A 14,405-nucleotide genomic window follows, 5' to 3' on the forward strand; every position below is an offset into this window, starting at 1 on the left:
CGAGTTAACTAGAGTGAGACTCTAGTTAACTCGCTCTCGGGGATCGGCGCCAGGCCGGCGAGCTCAATCGCCGGGAGACCCGTGCGTGAGGCCGTCGAGGAGTGCGGCTCCTGCCTCGATCGCCGCCTGCTCGATGCGCTCCGGCGGCAGCGTCAACGCGTCGCGTCGCAGAGCCAGCGCAGCGACGCCGTTCCAGGCACCGAAGAGCACGTACGACATGAGCTCGGGGTCGACCGGACGGATCGCGCCGGTCTCCACGGCATCACGGATGCTCCCCTCGAACTCCTGCCGAAGCTCACTAAAGCGCGAGACGACCTCGTTCTCGACCGGCGTGCGCGGACCGCGTTCACCGGTGACGGTCAGGTACCTCAGCAGGGCGGGATGGTCGAGGAGGAGCCTCAGGTACGCGATGCCGACGCCCGCGAAGCGTTCGAGCGGAGGCGCCTGCGCCGCGTACGCCGAGCGGAGGGCGTCCGTGGCCACCGCCAGCACCCGCTCGGCCACGGCCGCCAGCAAGCCGTCCTTCGTGCCGACGTGGACGTACACCGACGCGGGCGAGATGCCCGCCTGCGCGGCGACATCCTCGATCCTGATCTCCTCCGGAGCGCGCTGCGACATGAGCAGCTCGGCCGCGTCGAGGAGCAGAGCACGCGTGCGCTCCCGACGGCGCGATCCCCGCGCGGCGGCGTCGGTGACCACGGGAGCGGGCTTCTGGTCGTCGGGCACGCACACACACTAGTTCTCGGACGCTGACGCACCGTTCACTCGGCACGAGCCCCGAACCGCCGCCTGAACGCGCGACCGGTGTTGCTGTCGGCGAGGAACGCGACAATCCCCCTGACGAGCGCTCGCTGCAGGTCGTCACCGAGCACTTCTCGAAGCCGGCGATCGATCTCCGCCTCGATGTCACCGATGAGCGGCCGGAGCTTCCGGCCCTCGGCAGTGAGCTGGAGGAGCACGTAGCGCCGATCCATCGGGTTCTCGATGCGGTCGACGAGACCTCTCTTTACCAACGTGTCCACCAGTCGGCTCGGGCTTCCGGTCTCGCACACGAGGAGATCGCCCAACCCCTTCAACGTCGTCGGCCCGTGTGAGCCGAGGACGAGGATGATCTCGGCTTGCGATGGCGTGACGTCGTGCGAAGCCAGCGCTGCCGCCAGCTGGCGGTTGCCCTCCCGCTGGGCGGCGAGCAGTGCGTAGCGCAACTCCTCGGTCGTGGAGGCGGGCGAAGCCATAGGGTCAGCGTCTCCTTCGGTCACGGCGCGCCGGGGGCCGGGCACCGCATCAACGTAGCCCGCTGACATTACATGACATGTCATGTAATGTCGTGTCTCCCACCCGCCGAGGCCGACGGACGACCATGACGCAGTACACCGCCACCCGCGTTCTCCGGGCCACCCAGAAGACCGTTCTCGAGATTTTGCTCGACATCGGCCAGCTGCCCGACTGGAATCCCGCTGTCCACTCCATCGTCACCGACGACCAGATCGCGGCGCTCGGCAAGCGATACCCAGCGGCCACCCGGCTCCCCGGCCGCGCCTTCGTGACCTACACCCACATCCAGGCAGACGGCGTCGTCTGGCGCCTCGAGGCGCCAGGCGCCGTGGAAGAGGGACGCTGGCGGATCACCGACCTCGGGCGCACCAGCGAAGTGACCCACACGATGGTCCATACCGGCCCCGTGTTCATGCTTCTGCGTCACACCATGCGAGCGGTCCCCGACCTGAGGCTCGACCGCCTCCGGCTCCGAGCCGAGGGAGGTCACGCGTCGGCTCTTCATGCGACGCCAGCCTCGGGAATCGTTCTAGGCGGCCGCGTGGCTCCCGCGAGCCCGGGCGATGATGTGGAGCTGTGACGCGAGGCGACGATACGGATCACGACGCCCCGCCTCCTCCTCGGCCTTGAGACACGCCGCCAAGGTGCGGTCGTCCGGACGGGTGTCAGGGTCGACGCCGTCCGTGAACACGCGGACCCCGTACCAGGCCTCGACCTCGCACCCGACGCCTCGGCACCAGGCCAGCGCCTCTTCGAGGCGGTGGGCGGCCGCTCGCACACAGAGCTCGTTGGTGTAGGTGTCGGCGCCGAAGGCTCGCAGGGCCGCCTCCCAGTCGCCGCGGACAGCGGGTCTGTAGGCGAGTGCCTCACCGTTGCGCACGGTGAAGGAGACCACTCCCCCAGGAGCGACGCGCTGGGCGAGCTGTCGAACCGCCTTCTCCGGGTCGGGAAGGTACATCAGCAACCCGTGCGCACAGACCAGGTCGAAGGTGCGCCCAGGGAGCAGATCGTCGAGGTCGTCGATGGTGCCGCGGAGCATCGAGACGTCGACCGCTCGGACCTCGGCAGCGTGTTCCGCCAGGGCAAGCAGGTCGACAGACGGGTCGACACCGGTGACCTCCAGTCCGCGAGCAGCGAGCTCGATGGCCTGGGTGCCCTGGCCACACCCGACGTCGAGGACTGTCTCGACGCCTTCGAGATGCTCGTGGATCTGGGTCCGCACGAGGCTCTGACGGACGACGTTGCGGAGACTGCCCAGCCGCGACGCCCAGGTTGTCTCGGCGTCAGCGAAACCGCTCATCGGCCGAGTCTCTCAGCTGGTTCGTGCCGCGGGGAAGGATCCTCGGGCCGCCGCGAGGCCCCAGCCCTGGCCCGCGCGAGCGATGACGTCGAGCTGCGACGCGAGGCGACGATAAGGATCTCGACACCCAGCCTCGTCCTCGAGCCTGAGGCAGACCTCGAGAGTGGCGTCGTCCGGCCGGACGCCGGTCGGCGGGGTCGGTGCAGACGCGGACCCCGTACCGTCCACGACCCAGGAGTTCGTCCGAGCGACCGATGAAGTCCTGGCTCAACAGCAGAATGCGGGTGCGTCCGGGAACCGGACGCACCCGCCTGCTCACTGAGATCAGCGCTTGACCCTCGCAGTCGTGGTCTTGATGGTCGTCCCACCCGGACCCCGCGCGACAACGACGACCTTCACCGTGCCGGAGATCCTTTTACTGACCGTCAGCCGTACGGTCCGTCCGGTGCGGTTGAGGGTCTTGGACGTCAACGTCTTGCCGCTCTTGGTCAGCGACACCCTGACGGACGTCGCCCCCGCCACGTTCGTCGAGACGCGCAGTCCCGACGACCGCAGCCTCTTGGCCGTGATCGACCTGTCTGACACCAGCGCGACGACCGGCTTGCTCGGCTTCGCCGGAGTCGTGGGCAGCGTGCTCGGCCTGCGACCTAGGAGCGTCTTGAACAGGTCCGTCTGATCAATGGTGCCGGTGACGTTGGCCGCTTGGGGGCCCGAGGCCGCGACGCGGATCTGGCTTCCGGTGTGGTTGGAGCCTGATGCTGCCGTGGAGTAGGCGACCGTCATCGGATCACCGTCGGCGGTCTGTAGCGTCGCGGTCTGGCGCCCGCCGTTGCCGTCGCCGACGATCTGCGTGGAGTGCGCGTGGTCACCCGTCACGACGATGAGCGTGTCGGGATTCTCCTTCTGGAAGTCCAGAGCCACCTTGACTGCCTTGTCGAGCTCGACGAGGTCACCGATCGCGCCGCAGATGTCCGAGGCGTGCTCCTGCTTGTCGACCATCGCGCTCTCGGCCTGCAGGAAGAAGCCCTTCTCGTTGTCCAGAAGCTCGATCGCCTTGGCCGTCATCGTGGACAGGTCGGGCTGGTTGCCACGATCAGCGTTCGTGCACTTCTGACCAGCGCCGCCGGTGCCGGGCGGAGCGGCGGCCACGAGCGGGTTGTACATCGGCGTCATGTTCCCAGCGGAGAACAGCCCGAGCACGGGTCCGCCGTCGAGGGACGTGATGGCGTCGAGACCAGCCTTGTCGTCGACGGCACGGTAGCCCTTGGCGGCCGTCGCGTAGTCGAGGACGGTGCCACCTGCTGGGAGGGTCTGCCCGAAACGGTTCTTGCCGCCACCCAGCAGGACGTCCACCTTGTTGTCGACGAGCTGCTCGGCGATGGACCCCTTGCCACCGGCAGACTTGAGCGCCGACTGACAGTTCGCCATGTCTGCCGGACCCTGGCACGCACGCGCGTTGATGTGTGAGGCCGCTGCCGCCGGTGTCGCGTCGGTCAGCTCAGCGGTGCTGACGTTGCCGGTGAGCTTGCCCTGCTTCTTGTAGATCTCGAGGACGGTCTCGTAGTCCTTGCCCGCGATGTTCGCAGCGGTGCTGGGGCCCTGCGACAGCCGTCCATCGACCGTCTTTTTGCCGGTCGACCAGCCGCTCGCCGTCGGAGCCGAGTCCGACACATACGCGATCGGGTAGTCCGGTCCCTCGCCAACCTTGAGGCCGTGAGTCGTCATAGCACCGGTGAACGGCAGGTCATCGAGCGCGAAGCGTCCATCCGCGCCCAGCTGGTAGTTGCGCGCAGCCGTGATCATGGAGTCATCGGTGCCGTCACCAATCAGGAGGATCACGTTACGAGGCTTCGCGGGGTTGATAGCGGCGGCCAGACCGGCCGAACGGTCATCAGTGAAGCCGGGCGACACGGCGTACACCGAGCCGCCAACAGCGAGTCCAGCAAGGGCCAACACGCCTGCGGCGACCAGCCCTCTACGTCTACGTCTACGAGACATGAGTCCGTCCTTGTCGTTGGTTGCTTGCTGTGAATCTGGCGCAGGCAACCAGCGCGGAGGACAACACCAAGGAGCCGGCCGGTGAACACAGGCTGGCGGATGTGCGAGTCAACCCGACCCCTCAAGCGCTCGTGCCGTCCGCCGCCGTGGGTTGGTCGCTTCTCCGTCGCCTGGCTCCCCCGAAGCCAGTTGAGAAGGCTCACAGCCGAGGGTCGACAGGCTCCGACTCGAGCGCGAGGACGGCGAAGACCGACTGGTGCACCCTCCAGAGCGGCTCGTGATCGACGAACGCGGTGAGCGCCTCGAGGCCGAGCCCGTGCTCGCGCTGGGCGAGCTGACGCTTCTTGCCGAGGTGACGCTCACGGAGCACGCCGAGCGAGTCGGTGTAGTCAGGCCCGTAGATGATCCGGAGGTACTCGCGGCCGCGCACCTTGACGCCCGGCTGGATTCGGCCGGTGGTCAGGTGTGCGGGCTTGACAACCATGCCCTCTCCGCCGGCACCGGTCAGTTCCAGCCACCAGTCGATGGTCGCCTCCCGCTCGTCGGCCGAGGCGAGGTCGACGAATCGGTGGCGCGTGGGCGTGATCAGATCGCCTTCGAGCTTCGCGAGCTGTGCGAGGTGCCACTCGTGGGACTCGGTCAGCGCGAGCGCCCGGCCCTCCGCGGCGAGTATCTGGAACGGCGCGAGTGTGACACCGTCCAGTCCCTGGGTCGGGTGGACGTACGCGGCGTACGCGTCTCGGAATGCCTCGGCGTTGTCACGACGACGGTCGACCTTCTCGACGAGGTCGACGACATCGAGTCCACGAGCAGCGGCCTGCTCGAGCACCGCCCGCGCCTCGGGAAGCACGCGGCGCGCAGCCGCGGCGACCGAGGCGTACTGGACCTTGATCAGATCCATGGCCTTGGCCGACCAGGGCAAGAGCTCGCAGTCAAGAGCGAGCCAGTCGGTGTCGAGGGACTCGAAAAGCGGTGCCGCGCAGTCGCGAAGGTGATCGACGAGCTCACTGGTGTCGGCGAAGAACGGGCGTCCGGTCCGGGTGTAGATCACGCCGGTGGAGCCATCACCCACGCCGAACCGCCGTTCTGCCGCATCGGTGTCCTTGGCAATGACCGCGATGGCGCGCGAACCCATGTGCTTCTCCTCGCACACCACCCGGGTGACGCCCCAGCCGGCGTACTCGTCGAAGGCCTGCGCCGGGTGCTCCAGGTAACCGCCGAGCTTCGACGTGGCCACCGGCGACATGGTGGGAGGCAGGTAGATCAGCCACCGCGGGTCGACGGCGAAGCGGCTCATGACCTCGAGCGCTGCGGCGGCGTTCTCTTCGGGGATCTTCACCTTGCCGGCGTGGGTGGTCTGCAGCCACCGGGTGCCGGCGACGTCATCGACATTCAGCACTGACGGCTCGCGGTCGCCCACGGGCGGGAGAAGGGGGCGCACAGGTTCGTACCACTCCTTCTCAGCGGGCACCGAGACGATCTGTCGCTCCGGGTAGCGCAGCGCCGTGAGCTCGCCGCCGAAGACGACCCCGGTGTCGAGGCAGATGGTGTTGTTGACCCACTCGGCCTTCGGGACCGGGGTGTGGCCGTAGACGACCATCGCCTGGCCGCGGTACTCCTGGGCCCAGGGATAGCGGACCGGGAGTCCGTACTCGTCGGTCTCGCCGGTGGTGTCGCCGTACAGGGCGAACGCACGGACGCGGCGAGACGAGCGACCGTGGTAGGCCTCCTTGAGCCCGGCGTGTGCGACGACCAGCCTGCCGTCGTCGAGGACGTAGTGGCTGATGAGTCCGTCCATGAAGTCCAGCGCCTGCTTGCGGAAGTCCTCTGGCTCGCTCTCGAGCTGGGCGAGCGACTCCGCGAGGCCGTGGGAGACAGTGACCTTGGATCCTCGCAGGGCGCGGACGAGCTTGGCCTCGTGGTTGCCCGACACGCAGAGCGCGGTGCCGGCGGCGACCATGCCCATGACGAGCCTCAGGACGCCGGGGGTGTCCGGACCCCGGTCGACGAGGTCACCGACGAAGAGCGCTTGACGACCCTCGGGGTGGGTCGCGCTGACGGCCGTGCCGTCGTCGTACGTCAGGGTCCAGCCGAGCTCCGTGAGCAGCGTGTGAAGCTCCGAGGCGCAGCCGTGGACGTCACCGATGATGTCGAACGGTCCGTGGATCTCCGTGCGGTCGTTCCACGGTCGCTCGCGCACGATCTCGGCACCCTCGACCTCGTCGATGCCGCGCAGGACGTGGACGCGACGGAACCCTTCCTTGGTGAGTCGCCGGAACGACCGTGTGAGGTCGCGGTGCTGACGCGAGACGACGTGGTCGCCGAAGTCACGGTCGGGCCGCTGCTTGTTGCGCTCGATCGCCACAGACTTAGGGACGTCGATGACGATGGCATCGACCAAGACGTCGTGGCTCTTGGCCAGCGTGACCAGCGCGGCGCGCGCAGACGGTTGGACGTTGGTGGCGTCCACGACGGTGAGCAGGCCCCGGCGCAGGCGGGCGCCGACGATGTAGTGGAGGACGTCGAAGGCGTCCGGGGTGGCCGACTGGTCGTTCTCGTCGTCGGCGACCAGGCCGCGGCAGAAGTCGCTGGAGATGACCTCGGTCGACCTGAAGTGCCTGCGGGCGAACGTGGACTTGCCGCTGCCGGAGACACCGACCAGGACGACCAGTCCCATGGCGGGAACGGTGATCTGCTGCGTGCCGGCTGCTGCGTCAGTCATTGGCCCCCTCCTTGGTGGTGAAGACGGCCATCTGGGTGGGTGCGCCGACGACGTCGTCGAGATCACCGATGCCGCGACGCTCGACGGCATAGCCATACGTCGCGGCGACGCGGTCGGACCACTCGGCGAACTGGCCCCGGGTCCACTCGAAGCGGTGGTCCGGATGCCGCATGCCGACGAGGCCTTCGTAGCGCATGTTGTACTCGGCGTTGGGAGTCGTCACGATGACGGCGCCGGGCTTGGCAGTCCCGAACACGACACGCTCCAGGGCTCCCAGCCGTGGCGGGTCGATGTGTTCGATGACCTCCATGAGCACGGCGGCGTCGTATCCGGAGTAGCGCTCGTCCTCATACGTCAGCGCTCCCTGGAACAGCTGGACGCGCTCGGCCTGTCGCTCACTCATCCGGTCGACGTGGAGACGGCGGGCGGCGTGCTGAAGTGAACGGGTGGACACGTCGGAGCCGGCGATGCGCGTGAAGGACGGCGTCGTGACCAGGCGATCGAGGAGCTGGCCCGCACCGCAGCCCAGGTCGATCACAGACCGCGCGCGCAGCTCGAGAAGGAGCTGCTGCACGGCCTCGTGACGCTGGGCGTTGAGCGGGACGCGTCTTTCGGCAGGCTGGAGCACGTCCTCGTCCTTGGCCGGCGCGATGGCGCCCTCCACGTCGTCGCCGAGCTCTGCCAGCCGCGCAAGGGCGACGCGGGTCAGGGCGCCTTGACGGCCGAGATATCGGCGGGTGATCAGGTCGGCCTCGGGGTGGGTGGCGAGCCACCCCTCACCCGAACGCATCAGCTTGTCGATCTCGTCAGGTCCCTGCCAGTAGTGCTTGGACTCGTCGAGCACGGGGAGCAGCACGTAGAGCTGGTTGAGCGCGTCGGCGAGCCGGACGACGCCGGTGAGCCGAAGACGGACGTAGCGGGAGTCGCCCCACTCGGGGAACGCGTCGTCGAGCGGGATCGGCTCGGCCTCAACCGTCCAGCCCAGCGGTCCGAACAGCCGGTGCGCGACCTCCGCTCCACCCCGGCACGGCAGCACCGGGATGGCGATCTCGAGCGGGATCGCCGAGTCGGCAAGGTCCTGCCGGGAGCGGCAACGCCCGCTGCGGGCGGTGCTGAACACGTCGGCCATCGCCACGCCGAGAAGCGACGACGCTGCGTACGAGCGGTCGTTGACGTACTGAGCCAGGCTGAAGTCCGGCGTGTTCTTGCCGCGGGAGCGGGCCAGCCGGACCGGATCGACGTCGAGCATCAGCGCGGCCGTGCAGCGCTCGTCGGTGGACTCGGGGTAGAAGACCGTCACGGTGCCGAAAGACTGCGAGAACGACTGCACACGGTCGGGATGCTTGTGGAGCAGGTAGCCGAGGTCGGTCGCAGGCTGATGGGTGGTCGTGACGGTCAGAAGCACCCGGCAAGTCTGGCGTAGCGGTCCACCGCGGTCCGACGAACGGACGGATTCGAAGGCAGCCGCTCGGCAGAATGCGTTCAGGCCCGGGATTCGCACTGAATCCCGGGCCTGATCTGGTAGCGGGGACAGGATTTGAACCTGTGACCTCTGGGTTATGAGCCCAGCGAGCTACCGAGCTGCTCCACCCCGCGTCGGTGACACGAGCCTATCGGACACCCCACCCGACCTCGCATCCGCCCCCGTCAGTCAGGTGCTGCGACTGCTTTGAGCCGGGCGACGTGAGCGCGCTGAAGCTCGGTGGTCTCAGTGAGGAAGCGGGTCACCACGGCAAGTTCGTCGCTCGTGAACCGGCGCCGGAGCAGCTCGTCGCCCTCGCGGACCAAGGGCTCCATGAGCTCACGACAGCGCGCCAATCCTCCCGGCGTGATCGAGATGACGCTTCTCCTGCGGTCGGTGGGATCGGCGGACCTGTCCATGAACCCGAGTCTGTCGAGGCGATCAAGCATGGGTCCCGAAGCGATCGCTTCCGAACGGTCCGTCTCGAGGGCCACCCTGCGACAGGTGCTCTTCAGCGGCATCGATGCGGTGGAGTTCGGCAAAGTGTTCACGCACTACGAGGCACGCTCCGACGGGACAGTGACGGCCTTCTTCCGCGACGGAACCTCGGCAATGGCCGACCTGTTGGTGGGCGCCGACGGCACCCGCTCGGCCGTCCGGGCGCAGTTCCTGCCTGAAGCAACGATCCGCGACACCGGCATCACCGCGATCGCGACCAAGACTCCGTTGACCGACGAGACCCGAGCACTGCTCCCCCCAGAGGTCGCGAAGGGCCTCTCTCTCATCTTCGCAAACACGGGGATGCTCGGGATCCTGCACGTGATGGAATTTCCCTGGGACGCCGACGGCAACCCCAAGGACGCCAGGTTCGCCGACGTGATCAGGGCGTGGCCGGATCTCGCGTTCGACAACACCCGCGACTACATCAACCTGGCGATCTGGAGCCCACATGAGCACTTCCGGCAGACACGGCTGACCTTCGTGGCGGCGAGCTCATCACGATCGCTCTCGATTCGACGGTGACCTGGGACGAGAGCTAGAGCCGAGCCGCGAGGAGCGCTTCACATCCACCACGCCCGTGTGGCATACATCAGAGGCGGTCCCAGATCTGTCTGGAACCGCCTCTGACCTGCTCAATCTCTTGTAGCGGGGGCAGGATTTGAACCTGCGACCTCTGGGTTATGAGCCCAGCGAGCTACCGAGCTGCTCCACCCCGCGTCGGCACACAGAACATTACCGGACCTCTCCCCCAGACCCAAACCCAGGCTGCCTCGCGGCTGCGTGCCGGGATGCCCGGGCCTGCACCATCGCGGCGAGCACGCCGGAGCCCGTGACCGCGATGTACGAGGTGAGCACCGCGACCGCGACCGGCACCGTCTGCAGCGCTCCCAGGTCCATCATGAGCGCCGCCAGTAGCACCAGAGTGAACGGCGCGGCGACGATGGCACCGGGCAGCGCGGCGAAGACGCAGCTGAACGTGAGGGCGAGCGGGACGTCCGGCACGATCAGGTGGATCGCGTACCCGTACGTCCCTCCGAGGAACAGCATCGGGAAGAACGGGCCCCCGATGAATCCCGTCTCCATACAGACGGAGAAGGCCACCATCTTGGCCAGCACGATGACGAGGAGGAAGCCGGCTCCGAGCGCCGACCCGGACTCGGCCACCGTGTGGAGCTGGTGGCTCCCGGTGAACAGCGTCAGCGGAAGCGCGACGGCGATGAGGCCGAACGCCAGCCCGCCCGCCACCGGGCGCAGGACGGTCTTCCCTTCCAGACGGGCGGCAAGCCGACGGACGATCCCTGTGAGGACCGCCAGCACCAGGGCGCCGAGCGCAGCGGCCAGGCCGAGACCCACGGCCGCCAGGAGGTGCCAGTCCTTGTAGGCGTAGGACGGGACGTCGTAGAGGCCGAGGAACGTCGTCCCCGCGATCGGGTAGAACACCGCGAAGCACACCGTCGCCGACGCCAGCGACCCGAACACAGCATGGGTGAAGCGGCGACGGTGCGGCTTGGCGAGCTCCAGCACGAGCAGCGTCGCCACCATCGGCACCGCGAGCAGCCCGCCGTACGCGGCCGAGATGCCGGTGAGCGTCGTCGCCTTCTGCATGTCCTCGTCGGTACGCCGTCGGCCGACCCAGGTGCCCAGTCCTCCGCCCATCGACCCGAGCGCCGCCTCCGGGCCCAGGCTCGCACCGCCGACGAGGGACACCGACGACACGGCGACCGTCCCGAGAACGCTGGCAGGCTCGACGTGCTCCTTCTCCAGCTCGTCGGTCAGACCGGGCTGGTGTTCGGGCATCCGCAGGACGTGACGGAGCAGACCGACGACGAGACCCGTCCCGACGGTGACCGCGATCCACCACCAGTGACCACCCCACCAGCCCTGCGACGTCGGATCGCCCCAGAAGTCTCCAGTCTCGACCACGAAGAGGAAGGCGAGGCCGGCGAAGGCCATCACCACTCCGAACACGACCGCGTCCCGGATCAGCACCCAGAACTCCCGCGACCGCGCGAGCGGGGCGAGGTGCAGCTCACCGCTCGTGTCGGCCATCGCCCCGCCTCTCGTGCGTCGGCCGCAACGTATCGCCCGAAGGAGCGAGCGGCGACCGGAATGCGGCGACGGCGACCGGCACCAGCGGGTGGCGCACCGTCGAATCCAACTTGGTCACTACACTTACCCGAGTCAGCGCCGCACTCGACGAGGAGACACCGTGACGACCACGCCCCGCACCCGCCCGACCGTCGCGATCGTCGGTGCCGGTGCCGCCGGCACGCTCGTCGCGCTGCACCTCGTCCGTACAGCGGGACGCCGCTCGACCGGCGTGGACGTGATCCTCCTCGACCCCGCCGACCGGTGGGGTCGAGGCCCTTCCTTCGGCACGCTCGACGACCAGCACCTCCTCAACGTCCCCGCCGCCGGCATGAGCGCGCTCCCCGAGGACCCCGCGCACTTCGTCGCGTGGCGCACCCACGAGGACCCCGAGAACGGCAGCGACCCGGCGACCTTCGCACGCCGTCGCGAGTACGCCCGCTATCTCGACGAGACCTTGACGGAGACCCTTCAAGGCCCGCCCGGGGAGTTCGCCGCGGTGCGGCACGTCCGCTCGCGCGCCGTCGGCCTGCGCCGTACCGGGTCCGGGGTCGTCGTCGCCACGAGCGACGGCCGAGACGTGGCTGCGGACGCCGCCGTCGTGGCGACGGGACTCCCCGCCGCTGGGCACGCGTGGGCGCCGGAGGCACTGCGCGACTCGGCCTTCTTCGTCCCCGACCCGTGGGCCCCCGGCGCGCTCGACCCCGTACGCCGCGACCGCTCGGGTCCCGGCGACGTCCTGCTGGTCGGGACCGGACTCACGATGGTCGACGTGACCCTGTCCCTCACCGACGCGAGCAACCGGCCGGACCGTGTCGTGCGCGCGATCTCACGCAACGCACGCCTTCCTCGTGCGCACGTCACCGGGCTCAAGCTCGCCGCGATCCCCGACGTCTCCGACTGGGGCAGCTCCCTCGCCGAGATCCGCGAGCACGTCGTCCAGCACCTTCAGGCGGTCGAGCGCGACGGAGGCGACTGGCGCCCCGGCGTCGACGGGCTCCGGTTCCGGATCTCCACGCTCTGGGGACGGCTGAACGACGAGGACCGCGCCGAGTTCCTGGCCTCGGACGCCGGTGCCTGGAATGTCCTGCGCCACCGGATGCCGCCCTCAAGTGCCACGCTCGTGGAGGGCATGCGCGAGGCGGGCCGCCTCGTTCTGTCACCCGGGTCGGTCGTGGACGCCGAGCCGCTCCCACGCGGCGGTCTGCGCGTGACGGTCGCGGATCGCTCCAGCGACGAGCGCGACACGGTGGAGACGACGCACGACGTCGGCTGGGTCGTGAACTGTACGGGCCCGCAGGGCGACGTCCGGCTGCTCGGCGACCCCTTCCTCGACGACCTCCTCCGCCCTCGCGGTGGCGCATCGAGCGCGGTCGTGTCGACCGCGGGCATGGGATTCCGCACCGACGGGGGCCGCTTGATCGACTCCGAGGGTCGTGCCGACGCACCGGTGTGGACCCTCGGCGCACTGCGGCGGGGCGAGCTCTGGGAGTCGACGGCTGTGCCTGAGATCCGGAGCCAGGCCCTCGCCGTCGCCACCGGCGTCCTCGACGCGATCGCCCCGCTCCCCCGACGTCTTGCCGACGGTCGTGTCGTGAGCGGCCATCACCCCGCCGCTCGCCCGCGCGACCCGCTCGGACTGCCGATCTCGACGACGGCCGAGGCCGCGACGGCGTACAACGCGGGCCTCGAGCGCCTCATGCGCCTCCAGGACGACGCGGACGCCCCGCTCCGCGAAGCGGTCGCGCTCGACCCCGGCTTCGCGCTGGGGCACGCGACCCTTGCCCTACTAGGCCATGAGGCGGGAGCCGACGCGGACGTGCAGGCGTCGCTGGACGCAGCGCGCGAGGCCGTGCGCCAGCGGGGCGACGAGCGCGAGCGCAGCCTCGTCGACGTCGTCGGACAGCGGGTCAAGGACGTCCGCAACAAGGGCGCCCGGGCGCTGATGAACCACATCGCGGCGCACCCCCGAGACATCCTCGCCGTCTCCGCCGCGGTGCCGACGATCGCGTTCTCCGGCGTCACCGACGTGCAGCAGGAAGCGTGGGACCTGGTCGAGGGACTGGCCCCTGCCTACGGCGACCACTGGTGGTACATCTCGTTGCTCGCCTTCACCCGTCAGGACCAGAGCCGGTTCGAGGAGGCAGGGCTGCTGGCCGAGAGCGCGCTCTCGTGCGAGCCTTCCTCGGGCCACGCCGTGCACGCCCAGACCCACGTCATGTACGAGACCGGGCAGCACGAGGCCGGTCGGGTCTGGCTCGACCACTGGGTCAACGAGAGCGGTCGGTCCGCAAGCCACCGTGCGCACTTCTCCTGGCACGCGGCCCTGCACGAGCTCGCGATCGGCGACACCGAGGCCGTACGCCGCCGCTACTACTCGCAGCTCGCTCCACCGACCGTCACCGGAGTTCGTGCTCTCGTGGACTCCGCCTCACTCCTGTGGCGCTGGCAGCTGACCACGTCCGGCTGGGACGCTGCGGTCGCCCACGGCGTCCCGGGGGCAACGAGGACTGCCTTCGTCGGCGAGACCGCTCCGCCGCCGGTCGCGCCGGTGATCGACGCCGCCGGGCCGGTGCTGGTCGACGCTCCGGAAACACCGTTCGTGGCCCTCCACTCCGCCATCGCGCTCGCCACCTCCGGTGACACCGCCCGGCTCGCGGCGCTCGCCCGGCACTGCCGCGGCTCGCGCGACGTGACCATCAGGACCGTCGTGGCGACGGTGTGCGACGCGCTCCTCCGCGCGGGTGAGGAGCGCTGGGACGATGCCGTGACACTGCTGGAGGACACGCTGCCGGTGCTTGCGCAGGTCGGCGGATCGGCGGCACAGCGCGAGGTCGTCGAGGAGACGCTGCTGTTCTGCCTCGTCAACGCGGGTCATGCCGAGCGAGCGGGTGCCGTGCTCGACGCCCGGCTCGACCGCCGCGAGTCCCCTCTCGACGCCCGGCGTCGCGAATCGCTGGTCCTCCGCACGACCGTCGCCGGCTGACACGAAGAAGCGGGGCGCGACCCCCCCGCGGGGGGGGCCGGCCCCGCGCGGGGGGGGTCGGCGGGGGGGGGCT

Annotated in this window: 11 protein-coding genes and 2 tRNA genes; 3 read left to right on the forward strand and 10 right to left on the reverse strand. The window is 69.3% G+C overall.

Annotated features, from left to right (window positions below; translation table 11 throughout):
- Positions 1-63: 63 nt before the first annotated feature.
- A complete protein-coding gene (locus KV097_RS12160) occupies positions 64-726 on the reverse strand; it encodes a TetR/AcrR family transcriptional regulator (RefSeq protein WP_220343972.1) in 663 nt (220 codons plus the stop codon).
- A 35-nt stretch (positions 727-761) separates the two neighbouring features.
- Positions 762-1,235, reverse strand: a complete 474-nt coding sequence (locus KV097_RS12165; RefSeq protein ID WP_220365989.1) for a MarR family winged helix-turn-helix transcriptional regulator — start codon at positions 1,233-1,235, stop codon at positions 762-764.
- A gap of 125 nt (positions 1,236-1,360) precedes the next feature.
- Here KV097_RS12165 and KV097_RS12170 point away from each other — a divergent pair, with 125 nt between their 5' ends.
- Positions 1,361-1,855 (forward strand): SRPBCC family protein, encoded by a 495-nt coding sequence (locus tag KV097_RS12170; RefSeq protein ID WP_220365990.1) that lies wholly within the window; start codon positions 1,361-1,363, stop codon positions 1,853-1,855.
- Here the strand turns inward: KV097_RS12170 and KV097_RS12175 are convergent.
- The 6 genes from KV097_RS12175 to KV097_RS12200 form a co-directional block, all read right to left on the reverse strand.
- The gene (locus KV097_RS12175) at positions 1,805-2,575 is read right to left on the reverse strand and encodes a class I SAM-dependent methyltransferase (protein ID WP_220365991.1); all 771 of its coding nucleotides are present in this window, start codon (positions 2,573-2,575) and stop codon (positions 1,805-1,807) included. The genes KV097_RS12170 and KV097_RS12175 overlap by 51 nt on opposite strands.
- A gap of 324 nt (positions 2,576-2,899) precedes the next feature.
- Positions 2,900-4,414, reverse strand: a complete 1,515-nt coding sequence (locus tag KV097_RS12180) for an alkaline phosphatase (RefSeq protein WP_220365992.1) — start codon at positions 4,412-4,414, stop codon at positions 2,900-2,902.
- A 358-nt stretch (positions 4,415-4,772) separates the two neighbouring features.
- A complete protein-coding gene (locus tag KV097_RS12185) occupies positions 4,773-7,295 on the reverse strand; it encodes a polynucleotide kinase-phosphatase (RefSeq protein ID WP_220365993.1) in 2,523 nt (840 codons plus the stop codon).
- Positions 7,288-8,700, reverse strand: coding sequence for a 3' terminal RNA ribose 2'-O-methyltransferase Hen1 (locus KV097_RS12190; RefSeq protein ID WP_220365994.1), 1,413 nt, complete (start codon positions 8,698-8,700; stop codon positions 7,288-7,290). Before KV097_RS12190 ends, KV097_RS12185 begins: the two co-directional genes overlap by 8 nt.
- A 114-nt stretch (positions 8,701-8,814) precedes the next feature.
- A tRNA-Met gene (locus KV097_RS12195) sits at positions 8,815-8,891 on the reverse strand.
- A gap of 51 nt (positions 8,892-8,942) precedes the next feature.
- Positions 8,943-9,176, reverse strand: coding sequence for a hypothetical protein (locus KV097_RS12200; protein WP_220365995.1), 234 nt, complete (start codon positions 9,174-9,176; stop codon positions 8,943-8,945).
- An 85-nt stretch (positions 9,177-9,261) separates the two neighbouring features.
- Between KV097_RS12200 and KV097_RS12205 the strand changes: the two genes are divergently transcribed.
- Positions 9,262-9,780 (forward strand): hypothetical protein, encoded by a 519-nt coding sequence (locus tag KV097_RS12205; RefSeq protein WP_220365996.1) that lies wholly within the window; start codon positions 9,262-9,264, stop codon positions 9,778-9,780.
- A gap of 121 nt (positions 9,781-9,901) precedes the next feature.
- Here KV097_RS12205 and KV097_RS12210 read toward each other — a convergent pair.
- Together KV097_RS12210 and KV097_RS12215 are read right to left on the reverse strand one after the other, a co-directional pair.
- Positions 9,902-9,975: transfer RNA gene (locus KV097_RS12210), tRNA-Met, on the reverse strand.
- 15 nt (positions 9,976-9,990) lie between these two features.
- Positions 9,991-11,307: a chloride channel protein gene (locus tag KV097_RS12215; protein ID WP_220365997.1), complete on the reverse strand. Its 1,317-nt coding sequence runs from the start codon at positions 11,305-11,307 to the stop codon at positions 9,991-9,993.
- Positions 11,308-11,467: 160 nt separating this feature from the next.
- Between KV097_RS12215 and KV097_RS12220 the strand changes: the two genes are divergently transcribed.
- Complete coding sequence (locus tag KV097_RS12220) at positions 11,468-14,332, forward strand: FAD/NAD(P)-binding protein (RefSeq protein ID WP_220365998.1); 2,865 nt, start codon at positions 11,468-11,470, stop codon at positions 14,330-14,332.
- The last annotated feature ends 73 nt before the right edge of the window (positions 14,333-14,405 follow it).

The sequence above is a fragment of the Mumia sp. zg.B17 genome, from assembly GCF_019550915.1.
Taxonomy (GTDB): Bacteria; Actinomycetota; Actinomycetes; order Propionibacteriales; family Nocardioidaceae; genus Mumia.